Origin of the sequence: Streptomyces sp. NPDC060209, from assembly GCF_042728155.1 — a bacterium.
Lineage (GTDB): Bacteria > Actinomycetota > Actinomycetes > Streptomycetales > Streptomycetaceae > Streptomyces.
The window spans coordinates 1-19,402 of the sequence record NZ_JBHWZS010000052.1 but is presented as its reverse complement, the minus strand read 5'-3'; the positions used below and the strand labels follow the sequence as shown (position 1 = coordinate 19,402).

Annotated in this window: 21 protein-coding genes; 11 read left to right on the top strand and 10 right to left on the bottom strand. The window is 71.6% G+C overall.

Features of this window, described 5'->3' with window-relative positions:
- Nucleotides 1-2 precede the first annotated feature (2 nt).
- Nucleotides 3-965 carry a hypothetical protein gene (locus ACFWFI_RS13225; protein ID WP_387388693.1) on the bottom strand — a complete coding sequence of 321 codons (963 nt, stop codon included), beginning with the start codon at nucleotides 963-965 and terminating at the stop codon, nucleotides 3-5.
- Between the two features lie 241 nt (nucleotides 966-1,206).
- Between ACFWFI_RS13225 and ACFWFI_RS13220 the strand changes: the two genes are divergently transcribed.
- Nucleotides 1,207-1,632: an ASCH domain-containing protein gene (locus ACFWFI_RS13220; RefSeq protein ID WP_387388690.1), complete on the top strand. Its 426-nt coding sequence runs from the start codon at nucleotides 1,207-1,209 to the stop codon at nucleotides 1,630-1,632.
- 171 nt (nucleotides 1,633-1,803) lie between these two features.
- On the opposite strand, the gene ACFWFI_RS13215 is transcribed toward ACFWFI_RS13220, so the two are convergent.
- Both ACFWFI_RS13215 and ACFWFI_RS13210 read right to left on the bottom strand, forming a co-directional pair.
- Nucleotides 1,804-2,808 carry an NADP-dependent oxidoreductase gene (locus tag ACFWFI_RS13215; protein ID WP_387388688.1) on the bottom strand — a complete coding sequence of 335 codons (1,005 nt, stop codon included), beginning with the start codon at nucleotides 2,806-2,808 and terminating at the stop codon, nucleotides 1,804-1,806.
- Nucleotides 2,809-2,980: 172 nt separating this feature from the next.
- Complete coding sequence (locus ACFWFI_RS13210; protein WP_387388685.1) at nucleotides 2,981-3,667, bottom strand: SDR family oxidoreductase; 687 nt, start codon at nucleotides 3,665-3,667, stop codon at nucleotides 2,981-2,983.
- Between the two features lie 113 nt (nucleotides 3,668-3,780).
- Between ACFWFI_RS13210 and ACFWFI_RS13205 the strand changes: the two genes are divergently transcribed.
- Nucleotides 3,781-4,341, top strand: coding sequence for a TetR/AcrR family transcriptional regulator (locus tag ACFWFI_RS13205; protein ID WP_387388683.1), 561 nt, complete (start codon nucleotides 3,781-3,783; stop codon nucleotides 4,339-4,341).
- Between the two features lie 47 nt (nucleotides 4,342-4,388).
- On the opposite strand, the gene ACFWFI_RS13200 is transcribed toward ACFWFI_RS13205, so the two are convergent.
- The gene (locus ACFWFI_RS13200) at nucleotides 4,389-6,044 is read right to left on the bottom strand and encodes an FAD-binding dehydrogenase (protein ID WP_387388681.1); all 1,656 of its coding nucleotides are present in this window, start codon (nucleotides 6,042-6,044) and stop codon (nucleotides 4,389-4,391) included.
- A 154-nt stretch (nucleotides 6,045-6,198) separates the two neighbouring features.
- On the opposite strand from ACFWFI_RS13200, the gene ACFWFI_RS13195 reads away from it, so the two are divergent.
- The 4 genes from ACFWFI_RS13195 to ACFWFI_RS13180 are packed head-to-tail and all read left to right on the top strand — an operon-like array spanning nucleotide 6,199 to nucleotide 8,333.
- A complete protein-coding gene (locus ACFWFI_RS13195) occupies nucleotides 6,199-7,116 on the top strand; it encodes a DMT family transporter (protein ID WP_387388732.1) in 918 nt (305 codons plus the stop codon).
- Entirely contained in the window at nucleotides 7,103-7,633 is a 531-nt protein-coding gene (locus tag ACFWFI_RS13190) for an NUDIX domain-containing protein (protein ID WP_387388680.1), read from the top strand. The genes ACFWFI_RS13195 and ACFWFI_RS13190 overlap by 14 nt, the downstream gene beginning before the upstream one ends.
- Nucleotides 7,630-8,025 carry a YidH family protein gene (locus tag ACFWFI_RS13185; RefSeq protein WP_387388677.1) on the top strand — a complete coding sequence of 132 codons (396 nt, stop codon included), beginning with the start codon at nucleotides 7,630-7,632 and terminating at the stop codon, nucleotides 8,023-8,025. Before ACFWFI_RS13190 ends, ACFWFI_RS13185 begins: the two co-directional genes overlap by 4 nt.
- Nucleotides 8,022-8,333, top strand: coding sequence for a DUF202 domain-containing protein (locus ACFWFI_RS13180; protein WP_387388674.1), 312 nt, complete (start codon nucleotides 8,022-8,024; stop codon nucleotides 8,331-8,333). The genes ACFWFI_RS13185 and ACFWFI_RS13180 overlap by 4 nt, the downstream gene beginning before the upstream one ends.
- 15 nt (nucleotides 8,334-8,348) lie before the next feature.
- Here the strand turns inward: ACFWFI_RS13180 and ACFWFI_RS13175 are convergent, their stop codons facing one another.
- Both ACFWFI_RS13175 and ACFWFI_RS13170 read right to left on the bottom strand, forming a co-directional pair.
- The gene (locus ACFWFI_RS13175; RefSeq protein ID WP_387388671.1) at nucleotides 8,349-9,284 is read right to left on the bottom strand and encodes an NADP-dependent oxidoreductase; all 936 of its coding nucleotides are present in this window, start codon (nucleotides 9,282-9,284) and stop codon (nucleotides 8,349-8,351) included.
- 36 nt (nucleotides 9,285-9,320) lie between these two features.
- Nucleotides 9,321-9,959: an NADPH-dependent F420 reductase gene (locus ACFWFI_RS13170; RefSeq protein WP_387388668.1), complete on the bottom strand. Its 639-nt coding sequence runs from the start codon at nucleotides 9,957-9,959 to the stop codon at nucleotides 9,321-9,323.
- Nucleotides 9,960-10,061: 102 nt separating this feature from the next.
- Here ACFWFI_RS13170 and ACFWFI_RS13165 point away from each other — a divergent pair, with 102 nt between their 5' ends.
- From ACFWFI_RS13165 to ACFWFI_RS13155, 3 genes are all read left to right on the top strand, one after another.
- Nucleotides 10,062-10,403, top strand: a complete 342-nt coding sequence (locus ACFWFI_RS13165; RefSeq protein WP_387388665.1) for a winged helix-turn-helix transcriptional regulator — start codon at nucleotides 10,062-10,064, stop codon at nucleotides 10,401-10,403.
- Between the two features lie 119 nt (nucleotides 10,404-10,522).
- Nucleotides 10,523-11,545: a phosphotransferase family protein gene (locus ACFWFI_RS13160; RefSeq protein ID WP_387388663.1), complete on the top strand. Its 1,023-nt coding sequence runs from the start codon at nucleotides 10,523-10,525 to the stop codon at nucleotides 11,543-11,545.
- A 6-nt stretch (nucleotides 11,546-11,551) separates the two neighbouring features.
- On the top strand, nucleotides 11,552-12,766 hold the full coding sequence (locus ACFWFI_RS13155) for an acyl-CoA dehydrogenase family protein (RefSeq protein WP_387388660.1): 1,215 nt from the start codon (nucleotides 11,552-11,554) through the stop codon (nucleotides 12,764-12,766).
- 42 nt (nucleotides 12,767-12,808) lie between these two features.
- On the opposite strand, the gene ACFWFI_RS13150 is transcribed toward ACFWFI_RS13155, so the two are convergent.
- Nucleotides 12,809-14,116, bottom strand: a complete 1,308-nt coding sequence (locus ACFWFI_RS13150; RefSeq protein ID WP_387388658.1) for a M28 family metallopeptidase — start codon at nucleotides 14,114-14,116, stop codon at nucleotides 12,809-12,811.
- A gap of 204 nt (nucleotides 14,117-14,320) precedes the next feature.
- Here ACFWFI_RS13150 and ACFWFI_RS13145 point away from each other — a divergent pair, with 204 nt between their 5' ends.
- Nucleotides 14,321-14,794 carry a hypothetical protein gene (locus tag ACFWFI_RS13145; RefSeq protein ID WP_387388656.1) on the top strand — a complete coding sequence of 158 codons (474 nt, stop codon included), beginning with the start codon at nucleotides 14,321-14,323 and terminating at the stop codon, nucleotides 14,792-14,794.
- A gap of 45 nt (nucleotides 14,795-14,839) precedes the next feature.
- Here ACFWFI_RS13145 and ACFWFI_RS13140 read toward each other — a convergent pair whose 3' ends face one another.
- The 3 genes from ACFWFI_RS13140 to ACFWFI_RS13130 are packed head-to-tail and all read right to left on the bottom strand — an operon-like array spanning nucleotide 14,840 to nucleotide 17,900.
- Entirely contained in the window at nucleotides 14,840-15,433 is a 594-nt protein-coding gene (locus ACFWFI_RS13140) for a TetR/AcrR family transcriptional regulator (protein WP_387388653.1), read from the bottom strand.
- A 38-nt stretch (nucleotides 15,434-15,471) separates the two neighbouring features.
- Entirely contained in the window at nucleotides 15,472-17,139 is a 1,668-nt protein-coding gene (locus ACFWFI_RS13135) for an AMP-binding protein (RefSeq protein ID WP_387388651.1), read from the bottom strand.
- Nucleotides 17,136-17,900, bottom strand: coding sequence for an SDR family oxidoreductase (locus tag ACFWFI_RS13130; protein ID WP_387388649.1), 765 nt, complete (start codon nucleotides 17,898-17,900; stop codon nucleotides 17,136-17,138). Before ACFWFI_RS13130 ends, ACFWFI_RS13135 begins: the two co-directional genes overlap by 4 nt.
- Before the next feature lie 173 nt (nucleotides 17,901-18,073).
- Between ACFWFI_RS13130 and ACFWFI_RS13125 the strand changes: the two genes are divergently transcribed.
- Nucleotides 18,074-19,342, top strand: coding sequence for an exo-beta-N-acetylmuramidase NamZ family protein (locus ACFWFI_RS13125; RefSeq protein WP_387388647.1), 1,269 nt, complete (start codon nucleotides 18,074-18,076; stop codon nucleotides 19,340-19,342).
- The last annotated feature ends 60 nt before the right edge of the window (nucleotides 19,343-19,402 follow it).

Genomic DNA, 19,402 nt, shown 5'->3' with positions numbered 1-19,402 from the left:
CGTCAGGGGGCACCGAGCGCGAGGGTGCGCGCGGCGAGGAATTCGGGGTAGGGGTCGCGGCCGGCGTACGACCACGGGGCCTCGGTGGCGTGGGGGCCGATGCGGTGGAAGAGCGCGGCGGCCTCGGCAGGGCGGCCTTCGCAGATCTTGGCGTGGGCGAGGAAGTTGAGGTCGGCGCGGTGGCGGGGGTGGTCCTCGCGTTCCCATTCGAGCCACCAGTCGAAGGCGGCCTTCATCACCTGTCTGGCCCGGCGCCCCGACCAGTGACCCGAGGCCGCCGGGTCGTCGGACACGGCTCCGGCCGCGACCAGGACGCGGTAGCGCTCGGCGTGGGCGACGACGGGGAGCACGGCGAGCGGCGAGTCGGCAGGGGCCTGTTCGGCGGCCCATGCGGCGAAGTCGTACACCTCGTGGAGCGGGTCGCTCTCGGGGTGCGCCTCGGCGAGACCGGCCGTCATGAGGTGGTGGGCGTGGTGGTGTTCGGGATGGCGGGCGCGGATCTCCTCGAAGTACCTGGCGGCCGCCTCGTGGGAGCCGTGCGTGCGCTCCAGTGTCATCAGGCCGAGCCAGGGGGTGGGGTCGGCGGGGTCGAGCGCGGCTGCGGCCAGGCATGCCTCGCGCGCCCGGTCACCTTCGCCGGCGCCGGCCTTCGGCCGCCGGGCGCGGGCGACGGCGGCACAGGCGAGCAGGGTCGTGGCGTCGGTGCTGTCCGGCTCGGCGAGCAGCCAGTCGGCCGCCCAGCCGGCGGCCGACGGGACGGCGGCGAGGGCGAGGAGGCGATGGCCCCGGCGGTCCCAGTCGGCGCCCGTCGCCACAATCAGGGAGCGGGCCCGGGTCCAGCGGCCTTGGGCGAACTGCCCCCGTACATCGACGAGTTCGCTGTCGTCGAGCGCCGGGTCGAAGGTGTGGTCCGAACGCCCGCCCTTGCGGCGGGACCGGCCCAGGGGCGGCGGAGGCGGAGACATCCGCAGGCTTCCTTTTCGACTTCGACATGACACCAGCACATTTCGATGCCGTGTGCGATCAAACGAACGCGCACAGCAAAGCGGTAGGCAATGCTCCGAGTCAAGGGCAGCCTTGCCCCAACTACGTTCACTGGCCACGCGGTTGGGCGTACCGAGGTGCGGGCCGAACCATTCACGCAGTTCGCGAGCCGCGTACGGAAGTGACGGATGAGGCAGGGGTGACGCGTGCCACACTGCCGCCATGGAGAACCGTGAACCGCTCAAGCCCTTCCTTCTCGCATTCCCCGGGCCCCTGCGCGACCGGTTGGTGGCGGCCGTGCTCTCGGGCGAGAAGGTCAGTACCTCCGGGCTGCTCCTGGAGTACGAGGTGGAGCGGGAGGAACTCCCGCCGGTGGGCGAGCGGTCCGCGGTCATCGACTCCGACGGGCGGGAGGTCGCCGTGGTCGAGCTGACGGAGGTACGGGTGCTGCCCCTGGGGTCGGTGGTGCTGCAGCACGCACTGGACGAGGGCGAGGGGTACACGTCGGTGGCCGAGTGGCGGGAGGCGCACGAGGCGTACTGGCACAGCGAGGAGATGCGGGAGGCGCTGGGCGACCCGCGGTTCACCGTGGACGACGACACGATGATCGTGGCGGAGCGGTTCCGGGTGGTGGAGCGGCTCGCCTGACGGCGGGGCGGGCGGCGGCCCGGCGCATCTCGGCACCGGGCCGGGAAACGACCGGGCGCACCTCGCTGCCGGGCCCTCGCCGACGCACCGCCCGACGGCCGCGAGCGACTGGACGCGGGATCCTCCCGGTGCCCGAGGAGGTTTGCACCGGTCTCCTGCGAAGGCGTTCCCTCAGGTCATCGCGACGACGACCTTGCCGGCCTTCGCCCGCCCCTTCTCGACGTACTCCAGGGCCTCCGGGGTCCGTTCGAACGGGAAGACACGGTCGACGACGGGACGGATCCTCCCGGCCTCGATCAGCGGCGTGAGTTCGCGCAGCTGAGCGCCGTCGGCCTTCATGAAGAGGAACGAGTACGTCACGCCGCGGCGCTTCGCGCGACGCCGGGTCCTGAAGCTCAGCGCGCTCATCACCAGCCGGAGAATCGGGTTCAGGCCCAGCTCGCGGGCGAAGGCCGCGTCGGGTGGGCCCGCGATGCTGATGACCTTCCCGCCGGGCTTCAGCACCTCCAGGGACTTCTCCAGCGTCTCGCCGCCGAGGGTGTCCAGGACGACGTCGTAGCCGTGCAGGACCGTTTCGAACGCCTGCTTCCTGTAGTCGACGACGACATCCGCGCCGAGGCCCTTCACCAGGTCGGCCTTGGCCGTGCTCGCGGTGGCGGCCACGTGCGCGCCCAGCTGCTTGGCCAGCTGGACGGCGATCGTGCCGACTCCGCCGGAGCCCGCGTGGATCAGGACCTTCTGACCTGGCCGCACCTGTGCCCGCTCGACCAGCGCCTGCCACGAGGTCAGGGCGACCAGGGGGAGGGACGCCGCCTCCTCCATGGTGAGCGTGGCCGGTTTGATCGCCACGTCGTCCTGGTGCACGGCGATGAATTCGGCGAATGTGCCGATGCGGTCCTTGTCGGGCCGCGCGTAGACCTCGTCGCCCACCGCGAAGCGGGTGACGGCCGATCCCACCTGGAGCACCACCCCGGCGAGATCGTTGCCCAGGACCAGCGGGAGACGGTACGGCAGGAACGCCTTGAAGGCCCCGTCGCGGAGCCTGAGGTCGAGCGGGTTGACGCTCGCCGCGTGGATCCGGACCAGGACGTCGTCGGCACCCACCTGCGGGGTGTGCGTCTCGCCGGCGTGCACTCCCGCCTTGTCGCCGTAGCTCTCGATCATGAAGGTCTTCATCGTCGTCTCCGTTTCCCGACCGCGACGGGACGGGATCTCTGTCCGTCCTGGGCTTCTCCCGACGGGACACTCTGTGCGATCCGCTTCGGTCTCCTGGAGCCCCTCGCCGACGGGGAACCATCGGCCCACCGGTACGGCGGAGCGGCGGGACAACGGTGCGGTGGTGTGCGCCTCACGCCGCGTTCGGCGGGGCGGCGAGGCTCTGCCGGACGTACCGGGTGGTCTCGTCCGCGAGGATCTCGGGCAGGCCCGCCTCGATGCCGTGCAGGGCCTGTGCGGCGACATCGGCGGGGGCGGTCTTCTGATCGGCGGGGACGCCCGCCGCCATGTCGGTGTCCATATAGCCGACGTGAAGCGCCGACACGGTGATGCCGCGGGGCGCCAGCTCCTCCCGGGCCGCGTCGGTCAGTGCCCACGCGGCGGCCTTGGCGGCGGCATAGGACCCGAGGCCTGCCGGATGCAACCAGGACAGGACGGAGAGGACGTTGAGAACGGCGCCGCCGCCGTTGCGCTCGATGACGGGGGTGAAGGCCCGCGTCACAGCGAGCGGGCCGAAGAAGTTCGTCTCCATCTCCAGACGCACCGCGTCCAGGCCACCCGCGATAAGCGGCGTGGCGGTGGAGATGCCGGCGTTGTTCACCAGCAGCGTCGCGTCGGAAGCGATGCCGGCCGCAGCCCGGATCGAATCCTCGTCCGTCACGTCCAGCCGAAGCGGGGTGACGCCCGGCAGGTCCACCGTCTCGGGGCGGCGGGCCGCCGCGTACACCTTCGCCCCGCGCTCCACGAGCTGGGTGGCCAGATGCCGCCCGAGCCCTCGGTTGGCACCGGTGACCACCGCGATCGCGTCCTTCAGTTCCATGCCCACTCCCAGCGTTGCGGCCGCCGGCAAGCGGCCCGCGCGAATTAGATTACGACTGAAATCTAAAACAGGTCTAGGATAGATTGCAACCGACATCCAAACGGAGGTGGCTGATGGGCCGCGTATCGCAGGCGCAGGCGGAGGAGAACCGCCGGCGGGTCGTGGAAACCGCGTCCCGGCTGTTCCGGGAGCAGGGCACCCACGTCAGCGTCGCCGACCTCATGAAGGCGTCCGGCCTGACCCACGGCGGCTTCTACAAGCAGTTCGAGTCCAAGGAGGCGCTCGTCGACGAAGCCACCGCCCACGCGTTCGGTGAACTCACCCGGCGCCGCGACGACGGAGTCGAGCAGCACGCCGGACAGCTCGACGCCGCCCAGCGGACACTGATCGACACCTACCTCTCCGTCGAGCACCGTGACAGCGCGGCAGACGGGTGCCCCGCCGCCGCGCTCGCCACCGACATGGCGCGCGAACCCGGAGTCCGCGAGGCCCGCCGCGTCTACACCGAGGGCGTGGGTGACTTCGCCGAGTGGCTCGCGACCGAGGACCAGGACGGCATCACCCGGCTGTGCACCATGCTCGGGGCACTCGTCCTGGCCCGGGCCACGAAGGGGTCCCCGCTCTCCGAGGAGATCCTCACCGCCGCGCACGCGGCCTTGACGGCGACCCGCTGATCAGGGACACGGCCTACCGGGCGGCCGAAGGCCCGAGCCGGGCCCGTTCAGCCGATCGCCTTCGCCGCCGCCCGGCCCGCCGCCCGGCCCGAGAAGATGCAGCCGCCCAGGAACGTGCCCTCCAGGGAGCGGTAGCCGTGGACCCCGCCGCCGCCGAAGCCCGCCGCCTCCCCCGCCGCGTACACCCCGGGCAGCGGGGTGCCGTCCTCGGTCAGGACACGGGAGGACAGGTCGGTCTCCAGGCCCCCGAGTGACTTACGGGTCAGGATGTTGAGCCGTACGGCGATCAGGGGACCGGCCGCGGGGTCGAGGATGCGGTGCGGTTTCGCCGTGCGGATCAGCTTGTCGCCCAGATAGGAGCGGGCGCCGTTGATCGCCGTGATCTGGAGGTCCTTGGTGAAGGGGTTGGCGATCTCGCGGTCGCGGGCGGTGATCTCGCGGCGCAGGTCGTCCTCGTCGATCAGCGGTTCTCCGGTGAGCGCGTTCATTCCCCGTACGAGCGCTCCGAGGTCCTTCTCGACGACGAAGTCGACGCCCTTGTCCATGAACGCCTTCACGGGCCCAGGGACGTCGGCACGCGCCCTGCCGATCACGTCGCGCACCGACTTCCCGGTCAGGTCCGGGTTCTGCTCGGAACCGGAGAGGGCGAACTCCTTGCCGATGATCTTCTGGTCGAGGACGAACCAGGTGTAGCCGTAGCCGGACTTCATGATGTGTTCGAGGGTGCCCAGCGTGTCGAAGCCCGGGAAGAGCGGAACCGGAAGCCGCTTGCCGCGGGCGTCCAGCCAGAGGGAGGACGGGCCGGGCAGGATCCGTATGCCGTGCTTGTCCCAGATCGGGTTCCAGTTCTCGATGCCCTCGGTGTAGTGCCACATCCGGTCGCGGTTGATGTGGTGGGCACCCGCCTTCTCGGTGATGCCCAGCATCAGTCCGTCGACGTGGGCGGGGACCCCGGAGAGCATCTTCTCGGGCGGCGTGCCCAGCCGGTCGGGCCACTGGGCGCGCACGAGGTCGTGGTTGCCTCCGATGCCCCCGGAGGTGACGATCACCGCTTGGGCCCTGAGCTCGAAGGCGCCCGTGACCTCGCGGCTGCTCGCGGTGCCCCGCTCGGTGCCGCTCTCCTCGAGGATCTCGCCGGTGACCGTGTCGACCGCTCCGGCCGAGCGGCCGAGGCCGGTCACCCGGTGGCGGAAGCGCGCCTGGACGAGGCCCTTCGCCATGCCTTCGCGGACCCGCCGCTCGAAGGGCGCGACGACGCCGGGGCCGGTGCCCCAGGTGATGTGGAAGCGGGGGACGGAGTTGCCGTGGCCGTTCGCGTCGTAGCCGCCGCGTTCGGCCCAGCCGACGACGGGGAAGAGCCGCAGCCCCTGGGCGTGCAGCCAGGACCGCTTCTCCCCCGCCGCGAAGTCGACGTACGCCTCGGCCCACTGCCGTGGCCAGTGGTCCTCGTCGCGGTCGAAGCCGGCGGTGCCGTACCAGTCCTGGAGGGCCAGGTCGTGGCTGTCCTTGATCCGCATCCGGCGCTGTTCGGGCGAGTCGACGAGGAAGAGCCCGCCGAAGGACCAGTGGGCCTGCCCGCCGATGGACTGCTCGGGCTCCTGGTCGAGCAGGATCACCGTGCGGCCCGCGTCGACGAGCTCGGCGGTGGCCACCAGCCCCGCGAGTCCTGCCCCGATCACGATCACATCAGCGTCGTACGCCATGGTTTCCATCCTTCGGGGCGGTGCGGGGCAGCGGCGGGCGGGGCGGGCGAAGTTACTTGTGGGTCAGATCTTCGGTACGGGCCGCGCCCACGTCAACCGTCCGGTCGGTGGCGCCCTCACCGATCCCGTACGGCTGCCGGGCTATCGTCGGACCGTGTCGGTGCTGGTACTCCTGCTGTCCGTGGGCGCCGCCTGCTGCCTGGGCTTCGGATTCGTCTTCCAGCAGGACGCAGCCCGCCGCGCGCCCATGAGCGATTTCCTCTCGCCCCGGCTGCTGCTCGACCTGATGCGCGTGCCGAGCTGGCTCGCCGGGATCGGCCTGATGGTCTGCGGCATGGTGCTGGGCGCCCTGGCCCTGGGCCAGGGCGAGGTGTCGGTCGTCGAGCCGCTGCTGGCCACCAATCTGCTCTTCGCGATGGGGCTGTCGCGCTACCGCACGGGCCAGTCGCTGGGCAGGCAGGGCTGGGGAGGCCTCTGCCTGCTGGCGGGCGGCGTCACCGCGTTCCTGCTGGCCGGCGAGCCGCGCGGCGGGGAGGCGGTGACCTCGGCGCTGCGCCACTGGCTGGTGATCGGGATCGTCGCGGGGCTCGCGATGTTCCTGACCGCCTGCGCCAGACACCCGCGGACCCGCGGGACTCCCGTCCTGCTCGGCCTGGCGGCGGGGCTGCTCTACGGGCTGCAGGACGGGCTGACCAGGGTCAGCGGGGAGCGGCTGAGCGCGGACGGCTGGGCGGCGCTGATGACCTCCTGGCAGCCGTACGCCGTCCTCGTCCTGGGGGTGACCGGGCTGCTCCTGGTCCAGAGCGCGTTCGAGGCGGGGCCGCTGCGGATGTCGCTGCCCGCGCTGACCGCCGCGCAGCCGCTGGCGGGGATCGTCTGCGGGATCGGCTTCCTCGGCGACCAGGTGCGCACGGACACGGGCGCCCTGGCCTGGCAGGCCGTCGGGCTGGCGGCGATCGTGGCCGGGATCGTGCTGCTGGGACTGCACCCGGCGATGCCGGAGGGGAAGGAGCGACACGGATCCACGGCCGCCGACCGGTTGATGTTGGATGGGCCCCATGACTCCGGCTGACGAGATCCTGGACATTGTCGACGAGAACGACGAGGTCGTCGGGCAGGCGACCCGCGGGGAGGCGACCTCGCGCGGCCTGCGCCACCGCTGCGTCTTCATCGAGGCCAGGGACGCGGCGGGCCGGCTGTTCGTGCACCGCAGGACGGCCACGAAGATGGTCTTCCCCTCGCACTACGACATGTTCGTCGGCGGGGTCGTGGGTGCGGGAGAGTCGTACGACGAGGCGGCGCTGCGGGAGGCCGAGGAGGAGCTGGGGGTCTCCGGCCTCCCCCGGCCCACACCGCTCTTCAAGTACCTCTACGAGGGCCCCGGGCACAGCTGGTGGTCGTACGTGTACGAGGTGCGCTGCGAACTGCCCGTACGTCCTCAGGCCGAGGAGGTCGACCGGCACACCTTCCTGACCGACGCCGAGCTGGAAGGACAGCTGGGCGACCGGACGTGGGTGCCGGACGGTCTGGAGACCTACCACCGACTGCGGGAGTTCCGGGCCGGCGGCGGGGCGGGGGCCACCAGGTGAACGAGTTCGTGCGCGGACTGCGGCTGTGGTTCGCCCCGGAGCGGGTCCGCGAGGAGGGCGACACCCCCGACTACCGCTTCTCCCTCGCCAACGAGCGCACCTTCCTCGCCTGGATCCGGACGGCGCTCGCACTCATCGGCGGCGGTTTCGCCGTCGACCAGTTCCTGCCCGGGCTGGCCTGGGGCATCCGCGCCGGCCTGGCCCTCGGGCTGCTGGCCGCAGGGGTGCTCTGCGCGCTGCGGGCCGTCAACCACTGGGTGCGGTGCGAGCGCGCGATGCGGCGCGGGGAGGATCTGCCGGTGTCACGCTTCCCCGCGCTGCTCAGCCTCGTGGTCGCCGTGGTGGCGGTCGCGATGGTGGTGGTGGTCCTGTTCGGCTGGGAGGGCCGGTGACCACCGCGGGGCGCGATCCGGGCCTCCAGCCCGAACGGACCCGGCTGGCCTGGCGCCGCACCACCCTGGCGTGCACGGTGGTGGCCCTGCTCGCGGTGCGGCAGGCACTGCACAGCGGGGTGACGGGGGCCGCGGCGCTCGCGGTGGCCCTGAGCCTGCTGGCCTGGCTGGGCTTCCTGGCGGTGGCGCACCGCCGGGTGACGGGCATGGGCACGGCGGAGCCCGCCCCGCTGTCGGCACGCCACGCCCTGTCGGCGGCCGCGTGCACGGTCGCGCTCGCGGTGTTCGCCGTCGCGACGCTGTTCTGACGGGCGGTACCGCTTTCAGTCCGCCCAGTCCACGGCGACGACGATCTTGCCCCGGGTGCGCCCCTCCTGGTTGAGCCGGTAGGCGTCCGCGGCCTGCTCCAGCGGGAAGACCCGGTCCACGTTGACGGAGACGATGCCCTGCTCGGCGAGTCCGGCGAGGTGGGCGAGGTCCACGGCGTCGGGCCGCACGAAGGCGTAGCGCCCGCCGTAGGAGAAGACCTCGGCGTCCGCGATGGACGCGAGCCGGCCCTCGGGCGCGAGGGTCTCGGCGGAGACGCGGAGCGCCTCCCCGCCGACGGTGTCGAAGGCCGCGTCGAAGCCGTCGGGGGCGAGGGCCCGGAGCCTGGCGGCCAGCCCGTCGCCGTACTCCACGGGTTCACCGCCCAGCTGGCGTACGTAGTCGTGGTTGTGGGGCCCGGCCGTGCCGACGACCCGGCAGCCCGCGTGCCTGGCGAGCTGGACGGCGAGCGAACCGACGCCTCCGGCGGCCGCGTGGACGAGGACGGTCTCCCCCTCCCGGACCTTCAGGGTGCGGTGCAGCACCTGGTGTGCGGTGAGGCCGCACAGCGGAAGGCCCGCCGCCTCCTCGAAGCTGAGGCCCATCGGTTTACGGGCGAGGGTGCGCACGGGTGCGGCGACGTATTCGGCGAAGGTGCCGCGCGAGAGGAAGTCCTCACGCACATAGCCGATGACCTCGTCCCCCACGGCGAACTCGTCCACCGCGGCACCGGGCTGGACCACGACACCGGAGACGTCCCAGCCGGGGATGACGGGGAACACGGCTTCCAGCCCCGCCTGGAGGTAGCCCTCGCGGGCCTTCCAGTCGACGGGGTTCACGGCCGCGGCCCGCACCTTCACCAGGACCGAGTCCGGCCCCACCTTCGGGTCGGGCCGCTCGCCGTACTCCAGTACGTCGGCCGAGCCGTACCTGCTGTAGCTGATCGCCTTCATCCTTCGACGATCCGGTCGGGCCGGGGTCCCCGCAACTCAGGCCGTGACCGACTCGAAGGGCGGCAGCAGGGTCCTCGGGTCGTGCCCGGAGTGCCAGAGCCCGATGAGGAACGCGGTGGTCGCCTCCAGATACGCGGCCCGGTCGAGCCCGCCCACGGTCAGGGGGACGAAGCCGAGGTCGCGGACCAGGATCCGGACCGTCTCCAGGGCCGCCTCGTCGTCCCCGCACAGCGGGACGGCGACCGGGCCGTCGGCGAAGTCGGGCGGGTTGAGCCACCACAGGGGATCCGGCAGGTGGTTGAAGGCCTTGACGACCCGTGCCCCGGTTGCATCGGCGATCGCACGTGCGGCGCCGGGGCCGGTACCGGTGGTGAGCCGGAAGCCGGGGCCGACGGCATTGGTGCAGTCGATGAGGAGCCGGCCGCGCAGCGCTCCGTCCCCCGCGCCGAGTGCTGCCAGGACGCCCGCCACGGCGTCGTGGGGCAGGGCGAGCAGGGCCGCGTCGCCGAAGGCCGCCGCTTCCCGGACCGTGCCGGCTCTCTGGCCGGTGCGGTCCGCGAGCGCCCTGGCGCGTTCCGCGGACCGGCCTCCGAAGAGCACGCGATGGCCGGCCGCCGCCCACCGCCCGCCCAGTGCGTCCGCCATGTTGCCGGTCCCGATGATGCCGATGCGCATGTCCCTCTCCCCTGAACGCCCGTCACGTAGCGTCGTGCCGGAGTGGACGTTAGGGGACCCGTTGCGCACCGTTCGGTGCGTATCGGGCGGGGAGGGGTACGCATGGACCGGCTGCTCGCCGACTGCCGGGCACGGCTCGGCTTCGACCTGCTGGGGAACACCTGGAATCCAGTGGTCCTGTACGCGCTCGGGGCGGGCCCGCGACGGCCCGGTGAACTGCGTACGGAGATCGGCGGCATCAGCGCCAAGGTGCTGACCGAGACGCTGCGCAGGCTGGAGGACTTCGCGCTGGTGGAGCGCCGGGCCTACGCCGAGGCGCCGCCGCGCGTGGAGTACGCCCTGACCGCGCTCGGCCGGACGCTGCTGGAACCGATCGAAGCGCTGGGCCGCTGGTCCGCCACGTACGGGGACGCGTTCGTGGAGGCGCAGCGCTGGGACGACTGACAGGGACGACGAGGCGGGGAGCCGGAGATCACTTCTCGGATTCCGGGCGGACACTGGACGACATACCGACTGGTCGGCATCATGGTCCCGACCGTTCAACCGCCCCGGAGGTGCGCCCCATGAGCCCAGTCCACCCGCCAGGTCTCGATCTCGACCTGCTGCGCGGCCATCTCGACCGTGAGCGGCCGGGGCTGGTGAACGGAACGCTCGAAGCCCGGGTGATCGAGGGCGGCCGCTCGAACCTCACCTACATCGTCACCGACGGCTCCGGGCAGTGGGTCGTACGCAGACCTCCGCTGGGACATGTGCTCGCCACCGCGCACGACATGAAGCGCGAGCACCGGGTGATCAGCGCCCTCCACCCGACGGCGGTCCCGGTGCCGGAAACCCTCCTGCTCTGCGAGGACGACGCGGTCATCGGCTCGCCCTTCTACGTCATGGAGTACGTCGAGGGGACCCCTTACCGCACCGCCGAACAGCTCGCCCCGCTCGGCGCCGAGCGCACCAGGGCCGTCGTCCTGGGACTCGTCGACACGCTGGTGGACCTGCACGCCGTCGATCCCGCGGCAGTCGGCCTCGGCGACTTCGGGCGTCCGGAGGGTTTCCTGGACCGGCAGCTGCGGCGCTGGGGCAAGCAGCTGGACGCCTCCCGGAACCGTGAGCTCGCCGGCATCGACGAGCTGCACGCCGCCCTCGGCCGGGAGCTCCCCGTCTCTCCCGCGCCCACCGTGGTGCACGGCGACTACCGCCTGGACAACGTACTGATCGGCCGGGACGACCGGATCAAGGCGGTCCTGGACTGGGAGATGTCCACGCTCGGCGACCCGTTGACCGACCTGGGGCTGCTCGTGATGTACAGCTCCGACCTGGACCTGCCCGAGTCACCTGTCTCCACCACCAGTGGCGCCGCGGGCCACCCCAGCCCCGCCGAGCTGATCGAGCGCTATGCCGCACGCTCCGGCCGCGACACCTCCGCCATCTCCTGGTACACGGCCTTCGCGTGGTTCAAGCTCGCCGTGATCCTCGAGGGCATCCACTACCGCTACACCCTGGGCCAGACCGTCGGCGCCGGCTTCGACCGCATCGGCGACCTGGTCCCCGTCTTCATCGCGCACGGCCTCACCACCCTCCAGGAAGGCTGATCACCCGTGGACTTCGCATTCGACGCCCGTACCGAAGAGCTGCGCACCAAGCTGCTCACGTTCATGGACGAGCACGTCTACCCCGCCGAGGAGGTCGCCGAGGAGCAGCGCGCGCGGCTGGCGTCCCCCTGGGACACCCCGCAGATCGTCGAGGACCTGAAGGCGGAGGCGCGCAGGCAGGGCCTGTGGAACCTCTTCCTCCCGGACGCGGAGTACGGGGCCGGGCTGACGAACCTCCAGTACGCCCCGATGGCCGAGATCACCGGCCGCAGCCCGCACCTGGCCCCGACCGCGCTGAACTGCGCGGCCCCGGACACCGGGAACATGGAGGTGCTCTCCCAGTTCGGGTCGGACGAGCAGAAGAAGCAGTGGCTGGAGCCGCTGCTCGCCGGCGAGATCCGTTCGGCGTTCGCGATGACGGAGCCCGAGGTGGCCTCGTCGGACGCGACGAACATCGAGACCCGGATCACGCGGGACGGCGACAACTACGTCATCAACGGCCGCAAGTGGTACATCTCGGGGGCGATGAACCCGGACTGCGCGGTGTTCATCGTGATGGGCAAGACGGACCCGGACGGCGAGGACATCCGCCGCCAGCAGTCCATGATCCTCGTCCCCCGCGACACCCCCGGCCTCGAAGTGCGCCGCGCGATGCAGGTGTACGGCTACGAGGACCACTCCCACGGCGGCCACGCCGAGGTGGTCTTCACCGACGTACGTGTGCCCGCCTCGAACCTGATCGGCGAGGAGGGCGGCGGCTTCGCCATCGCGCAGGCGCGGCTGGGTCCGGGCCGGATCCACCACTGCATGCGGCTGATCGGGATGGCCGAGCGCGCGATCGAGCTGATGTGCAGGCGGGCCGTGGCCCGTACGGCCTTCGGCAAGCCGCTCGCCCAGCAGGGCGTCGTCCAGAACTGGATCGCGGACGCCCGGGTGACGGTGGAGCAGCTGCGGCTGCTGGTGCTGAAGACCGCCTGGCTGATGGACACGGTGGGCAACCGCGGGGCGCACACCGAGATCCAGTCGATCAAGATCGCGACGCCGCGCGCGGTCGTCGGCATCCTGGACCAGGCGGTGCAGCTGTACGGCGCCGGCGGCGTCAGCCAGGACTTCCCGCTGGCCGAACTCTGGGCCTCGGCGCGGACGCTGCGGCTGGCGGACGGACCGGACGAGGTGCACCAGCGGTCGCTGGCACGGCGCGAGATCAAGAAGTACCTCTGAGCCCGGTGCGGGGAGGCGCCCGCGCGGCGCCTCCCCGGCGGGTCAGAAGGTGAGCTGCCAGCTGTCGATGTAGCCGGTGTCCTGCGCGGCGACGTCCCGCACCTGGAGCTTCCAGGTGCCGTTGGCCGTCTCGGCGGACGCGTTGACCGTGTACGTCGCGATCACGTTGTCGGCCGAGTCGCTGCCGCTGGAGTTCTTCAGCCGGTACGCGCTCCCGTCGGGCGCGAGCAGGTCGACGACGAGGTCACCGCGGTAGGTGTGCTTGATGTCGACGGCCACCTTGAGGGCCGAAGGGGCGTTGCCCGTACGTCCGGTGACGGAGACCGGCGAGGTCACGGCGGCTCCGTTGTCGGGCACGGCGACATCGGCGGCGTTGCTGAACACCGTGCCCGTCGGCGGGGTGACCGTGCCCGCCGACAGGGTCCAGACGGCATGGGCGATCGCGTCGCTGTTGCGGTCCAGGGCCGTGTCGTTGATGTTGGCGGTGGTGTCGCACGAGGAGTGGTAGCAGCGGTCGAAGGCCTGGCCCGCCGTGCCGCCCCACTTCTGGGCCTGGGCGCTGGTCTTCGTGTAGTCCGCTCCGGAGAACAGACCGCCCACCGGGACTCCCGCGTTCTTGAACGGGGCGTGGTCGGAGCGGCCGTCGCCCTCGGTCTCTATCTCGGTCGGTATCGACAGGCCCGCGTAGTAGTCCTTGAAGGTCTGCTCGATGGCCGGGTCGTCGTCGTAGACGAAGTAGCCGGGGTTGGGCGAGCCGATCATGTCGAAGTTGAGGTACCCGGCGAGCTTGGAACGCTCGGTGGTGGCCAGGCTGTTGACGTAGTACTTCGAGCCGACGAGCCCCAGCTCCTCGGCGCCCCACCAGGCGAAGCGCAGGTGCTTGTCCGGTGCGAGCTGCGCCCGGGAGACCGCGAGCGCGGTCTCCAGCACGGCTGCCGATCCGGATCCGTTGTCGTTGATGCCGGGACCGGAGGTCACCGAGTCGAGGTGGGAGCCTGCCATGAGCACCTGGTTCGGGTCGCCGCCCGGCCAGTCGGCGATCAGGTTGTACCCGGTGGCCCCGCCGGAGGTGAACTGCTGGAGAGCCGTGGTGTATCCGGCCGCGTCCAGCTTGGCCTTCACATAGTCGATGGACGCCTTGTAACCGGCCCGGCCGTGCGCCCGGTTGCCGCCGTTGGCGGTGGCGATCGACTGGAGCTGGGTGAGGTGCGCCTTGACGTTGGCGAGCGGGATGTCGGGGGCCGCGGCGACGGCTGCGGGCGCGGCCTGGGCGGCTGGCGCGGCGGTCGCCAGAAGGGCCGCGAGGGCGAGCGCGGCCACGGGAAGGGATCTGAGACGGGCAAGGCTCATCGGGGGCTCCGTATTCCGTTCGGGGACTGACGGAACGTGCAGGGGTCTCCGGCCGTGCACGGCCGGAGCCTGGAGCTGGCGGTGCGCAGTGCGACACCGATGCTCAATCAATGACCGCGTACCGTCAAGGGTGGGATTCGGACAGCGCCGTCCGCTGACCGGACATTCGGGGTGCTGTCAGAGGCGTCCACTAGCTTCTGACGCATGGGGAACTTCGGTGGAACACTGACGGCCCGCTCCGCGGGTGACCTGCGCGGCCACATGCAGGCGACGGGCTTCGCCGGTGCCGACGAGGCCGAGGTGCTGGGGGACGGCTGGCAGGAGTGCGAATTCGACGAATCCGGGCCACGCGGCTTGGCGGACCTCGTGCGCCTGACAGGCGCACCGGCGGTCCTGGTCGCCTTCCTGGACAGTGACGTCGGCTTCGTCGAGGCGGCCACGCCGGACGGCGCGAGCTGGGAGGGCCTGCTCAACCGCGGCAAGGCGGAGGACTACGAGATACCGCTGGAGCAGTTCCCGGTCGAGTCCGCCGTGAAGGGGGCCCTGACCTGGTCGGCCGCCGCCGGACTGACGGCCGACGAGGCACTGGTCCGGAAGGCCCTCACCGGCTCCGCTCTGTTCGCGGAAGAGCTCGCCTCACTGCTCTCCACCGCCCTGGGCATACCGGGGCAGGGCTGACCGCGCGCACCGGTTGACGGACGGCGGGGGACGGTGGGGAGGCCGTCAGGGGCGCAGGGCCCTCAGCAGCAGGTCGGCCAGGTGGTCCGCGACCTCCTGCTGGCTCAGCGGGCCGTCCGGGCTGTACCACGTGGACAGGTGGTGGACCGAGCCGAAGTGGTAGTCGACGACGAGGTCGGCCGGGGTCGCCGTGGAGAACACCCCGGCCCGCTGCCCCTCCTCGATCAGGGCCCGGAAGCGCTCGTGGTACCGGCGGCGCTCGATCCTCACCTGCTTGTTCTTCTCCGGGCTCAGGTGGTGCATGGAGCGGAAGAAGATCGAGGCGTCGTCGAGATTCTCGATCGTCGTGACGACCACGTCGGCCGCCGCGTCACGCAGCCGCTGCTCGATCGGCGCCTCCGCGTTCGCATAGGCGTCGAGCCGCTCCTGCTGGAGCCGCAGCACCCGGGCGTAGACCTCCTGGAGGAGGTCCTCCTTGGAGCCGAAGTAGTGGTAGAGCGCCCCTTTGGTGACACCGGCCGCCTCGACGATCTCCTGGACGGAGGTGCGGTCGTAGCCGCGCTCCGCGAAGAGCCGGGTGGCGGCGGCCAGCAGCCTTTGGGGGACGGGCGTACCGTTCCCGTCCGTCGCCTTGGCCATTGCCGCCACCTGCCCTCTCGTACCCTGCGTGAACTGTTCTAACGGGGGGAACGCAGTTCCCGCCTGAGGATCTTCCCACTCGCCGTCTTCGGGAGTTCGGTCAGGATCTCCACTTCGCGCGGGTACTTGTAGGCGGCCAGCCGTTCCTTGCAGTAGGCGCTCAGCTCGCCGGGGTCCGTCTCGGCGCCCGGCCGCAGGCTGACGTAGGCCCGGACGGTCTCCCCGCGGTAGGCGTCGGGAACGCCGACTACGGCCGCCTCGCGGACCGCCGGGTGGGTGTAGAGGACGTCCTCAACCTCCCGGGGCCAGACCTTGAAACCGGAGGCGTTGATCATGTCCTTCTTGCGGTCCACGACGTAGAGCCAGCCCGCCGTGTCCATGAAGCCGATGTCCCCGGTGCGCAGTTCCCCGTCCGGGAAGGCGGCCTCGGTGGCTTCGGGCAGCTTCCAGTAGCCGGAGACGACCTGCGGTCCGCGTACGGCGATCTCGCCCTGTTCGCCGAAGGGGACGTCGTCGCCCTTCTCGTCGATGATCCTGACCAGGGTGTCGGGCCCGGGGACACCGACGGACAGGGTCCCGGAGACGGGGTCGACGGGCGCCTCGTGCTCCGGCGGTACGGAGGCGCAGGGCGCGGTGCACTCGGTGAGTCCGTAGCCGTTGCGGATGTACGGGCCGAAGCCGTCGCGGAACTTCTCGACCAGCGCGGGCGGCAGCGGTGCGCCGCCGGAGGAGATGACCTTGAAGGAGGCGAAGTGCTCCCGGGTGACCCCCGGGTGCGCGGCGAGCGCCATGAAGGCGGTCGACGGGCCCACGGTGTAGGCGGGGCGGTGCTCGGCGAAGGCCTCCAGGACGACGCTCGCCTCGAAGCGGTACGCGAGGACCAGGGTGCCCGCGTTGGCGACGCACGCGGCGAGCTGGCAGACCATGCCGGTGATGTGGAAGAGCGGGGCGAGCGCGAAGTAGGCCGAGCCCTCGTCGATGGGGTGGCCGGCCCGCTGCCGCTCGGCGTTGATCATGATGTTGCCCTGGGAGTTCATGGCTCCCTTGGGGGTGCCGCTCGTCCCGGAGGTGTAGCTGATCAGGGCCGTGTCCGCGGCGGTGAGCTCCCGTCCGCCGGGGGCGGCCAGCCCGCGGCGGGCCACGGCCACCAGATCCGAGGCCCAGTCGTCGGCACCGGGCGCGGGGAGCCGCTCGAAGCCGAGCACGCGCGGGTCGTCGGCCGACTGGAGGTCGAGCTCGCAGGCCGTGACGGCGATCTTCAAGCTCGGCGCGGCCTCTGCGGTGGCCCGCAGATAGGACTCCCAGGCACGGTCCGAGCAGATCAGCGCGGTCACCTCCGCGTCCTTCAGTACGTGGCCGACCTCGCCGGACTTGTACATCGGGTTGAGCGGGACGACGGTCGCGCCTGCCTTCCAGGCACCGAGCAGGGCGAGCACGAAGTGCGGGGTGTTCTGCAGCATGATCGCGACCCGGTCGCCGCGCCGCAGCCCCTCGGCCGCCAGGTGCCCTGCCACGGAGTCGGACAGCTCATCGGTCTCGCGGTAGCTGAGGCGTCCGTCGAAGTACGCGAGCGCGGTGTGGTCCGGGGCCCGCCCGACGGCCGCGCGGAAGGCGTGCACCATGGTCTCGGCGGGGTGGACGGGGGCGAGCTGGGCCTCGCTGAGGAGGGCCGTCCAGGGCTTCGCCGCGTAGATCGACTCGGTCATGCTCCGGCCTCCTCCCACTTCTGCTGCAGGTGGTTCATGTTGCCGATCCAGTGGTCGGGGTCCTTGGCGCGGGCGCGGTAGTAGCCGGCCACCTCGGGGTGCGGCAGGACCAGGAAGCGGTCCTGTTCCATGGCGTCGAACAGCGCGTCGGCGACGGCCTCCGGCTCGATCGCGGTGGGCGCGAGCACGAGGTCGCCCGCGGAGCCGGCCGCCGTGAGCATGTCCGTACGCACGCCCTGGGGACAGATCGTGTGGACCTTGACGCCGCGGTGCCTGTAGGTCAGCGAGAGCCACTCGGCGAAGGCCACGGCGCCGTGCTTGGTGACGCTGTACGGGGCGGCGCCGATCATCGTCAGCAGCCCGGCAGCCGACGCGGTCGAGACGAAGCGGCCGCTGCCGCGCTCCAGCCAGTCCGGCAGCAGTGCCTTGGCCGCGCGGACGTGGGCCATCACGTTGACGTCCCAGGCCGCGGCCCAGACGTCCTCCTCGGCGAAGGCGTCCCCGCCCGACGCGAGGCCGGCGTTGGCGCAGTAGACGTCCACCCTGCCGCCGAGCGCGTCGCGTGCGGCGTCCACGATGCCGGAGGCGTCGCCGGCCACGACGGTGCCGCCGATCTCCTCGGCGAGCGCCTTGATCCGGTCGGCGTCGAGGTCGTTGACGACGACCCGCGCGCCCTCCGCGGCGAATCTCCGGGCGATGGCGGCCCCGATGCCGCCTCCGGCTCCCGTCACCACTACGCCAGCGCCCTGCACCGTACTCATCGGTCCCGCCTCTCTCAGCCGTCTTCCCCCGGCAGACTAACCAGTCGGTATGTGATCGGGGAAGAGGTTCGGGGCAGGACTGGGAATCTGCCCAGTCGTGGCCGTTCCGTGCGGCCCGCACCCGCGCTAGCGTGCGTGACCATGACAGTCGACGCGATCATGGAGGTAGCGGAATGACCCTGTCCAGGCGTGGATTGCTGGCTGTCGGCGGTGCGATGGGAGCCCTCGCGACGACCGCCGCCGGACCGGGGACGGCCGTGGCCGCCGGCCGGGAGCACGGGGCCGGGCGCACCCGGGTCCGTACCGGCTTCGACCGGCTGGCCGCCGATGGGTACCGGCTGCTCGCCGGGCAGAAGGTGGGGGTCGTCACCAACCCGACCGGGATCACCACCGACGTACAGCACATCGTCGACGTGATGCACCCCGACGACCGGGTGAACCTGACCGCCGTCTTCGGCCCCGAGCACGGCTTCCGGGGGACCGCGCAGGCGGGCGGCTCGGAGGGGCGGTACGACGACCCGGCGACCGGGCTGCCGGTCTACGACACCTATCTGAAGAACGGGCAGCCGCTGGCCGACATCTTCACGGCCTCCGGTGTGGACACGGTGGTCTTCGACATCCAGGACGTCGGCGCCCGGTTCTACACGTACATCTGGACCCTGTACGACTGCATGGAGGCGGCCGCGCTCGCGGGCAAGCGCTTCGTCGTCCTGGACAGGCCGAATCCGGTCACCGGCAGGGCGGCTCTGGGGCCCGTGCTCGATCCGGCCTTCGCGTCCTTCGTGGGACGCCGGGAGATCTCGCAGGCGCACGGCATGACGGTGGCGGAGCTGGCGCTGCTCTTCAACGCGGAGTTCCTGGCGGCCCGGCCGGTGGAGCTGGACATCGTGAAGATGTCCGGCTGGCGGCGTGCGGACTTCTTCGACGCGACGGGCCTGCCGTGGGTGCCGCCGAGCCCGAACATGCCGACGCCGGAGACGGCGGTGGTCTACCCCGGGACGTGCCTGTTCGAGGGAACGAACCTCTCGGAGGGCAGGGGAACGACACGGCCCTTCGAACTGCTGGGCGCGGAGGGCGTCGACCACCGGTGGGCGGCGGCCGCGAACGCTCTGGACCTGCCGGGGGTCGCCTTCCGTGAGGCGTACTTCGCGCCGACGTTCTCCAAGTTCCAGGGGAAGACGGTGGGCGGGGTCCAGGTGCACGTCCAGGACCGGGAGTCGTTCGACCCCGTACGCACCGGCATCGCGCTGCTGGTCACGGCGAAGCGGACGTGGAGCGGATTCGCGTGGCGGGCGGACAACGCGATCGACAGGCTCTCGGGCAACACCAGGGTCCGCACCATGATCGACGCGGGAGCGGACACGGACGAGGTGGTGGGGGCCTGGGCGGCCGACCTCGCCGCGTTCCGCAAGATACGGAAGGACCATCTGCTGTACCGGTGAGGGCCGGGGCCGGTCCCCCGGCCCTTTGCGCACGGACCGCCGTACGGGCCGGGAGAACCC

Excerpts from the sequence above, each read along its gene's own strand:
- ACFWFI_RS13225 (WP_387388693.1), bottom strand. The coding sequence starts at position 965 with ATGTCTCCGCCTCCGCCGCCCCTGGGCCGGTCCCGCCGCAAGGGCGGG.
- ACFWFI_RS13220 (WP_387388690.1), top strand. The coding sequence starts at position 1,207 with ATGGAGAACCGTGAACCGCTCAAGCCCTTCCTTCTCGCATTCCCCGGG.
- ACFWFI_RS13215 (WP_387388688.1), bottom strand. The coding sequence starts at position 2,808 with ATGAAGACCTTCATGATCGAGAGCTACGGCGACAAGGCGGGAGTGCAC.
- ACFWFI_RS13210 (WP_387388685.1), bottom strand. The coding sequence starts at position 3,667 with ATGGAACTGAAGGACGCGATCGCGGTGGTCACCGGTGCCAACCGAGGG.
- ACFWFI_RS13205 (WP_387388683.1), top strand. The coding sequence starts at position 3,781 with ATGGGCCGCGTATCGCAGGCGCAGGCGGAGGAGAACCGCCGGCGGGTC.
- ACFWFI_RS13200 (WP_387388681.1), bottom strand. The coding sequence starts at position 6,044 with ATGGCGTACGACGCTGATGTGATCGTGATCGGGGCAGGACTCGCGGGG.
- ACFWFI_RS13190 (WP_387388680.1), top strand. The coding sequence starts at position 7,103 with ATGACTCCGGCTGACGAGATCCTGGACATTGTCGACGAGAACGACGAG.
- ACFWFI_RS13175 (WP_387388671.1), bottom strand. The coding sequence starts at position 9,284 with ATGAAGGCGATCAGCTACAGCAGGTACGGCTCGGCCGACGTACTGGAG.
- ACFWFI_RS13170 (WP_387388668.1), bottom strand. The coding sequence starts at position 9,959 with ATGCGCATCGGCATCATCGGGACCGGCAACATGGCGGACGCACTGGGC.
- ACFWFI_RS13165 (WP_387388665.1), top strand. The coding sequence starts at position 10,062 with ATGGACCGGCTGCTCGCCGACTGCCGGGCACGGCTCGGCTTCGACCTG.
- ACFWFI_RS13160 (WP_387388663.1), top strand. The coding sequence starts at position 10,523 with ATGAGCCCAGTCCACCCGCCAGGTCTCGATCTCGACCTGCTGCGCGGC.
- ACFWFI_RS13150 (WP_387388658.1), bottom strand. The coding sequence starts at position 14,116 with ATGAGCCTTGCCCGTCTCAGATCCCTTCCCGTGGCCGCGCTCGCCCTC.
- ACFWFI_RS13145 (WP_387388656.1), top strand. The coding sequence starts at position 14,321 with ATGGGGAACTTCGGTGGAACACTGACGGCCCGCTCCGCGGGTGACCTG.
- ACFWFI_RS13140 (WP_387388653.1), bottom strand. The coding sequence starts at position 15,433 with ATGGCCAAGGCGACGGACGGGAACGGTACGCCCGTCCCCCAAAGGCTG.
- ACFWFI_RS13135 (WP_387388651.1), bottom strand. The coding sequence starts at position 17,139 with ATGACCGAGTCGATCTACGCGGCGAAGCCCTGGACGGCCCTCCTCAGC.
- ACFWFI_RS13130 (WP_387388649.1), bottom strand. The coding sequence starts at position 17,900 with ATGAGTACGGTGCAGGGCGCTGGCGTAGTGGTGACGGGAGCCGGAGGC.
- ACFWFI_RS13125 (WP_387388647.1), top strand. The coding sequence starts at position 18,074 with ATGACCCTGTCCAGGCGTGGATTGCTGGCTGTCGGCGGTGCGATGGGA.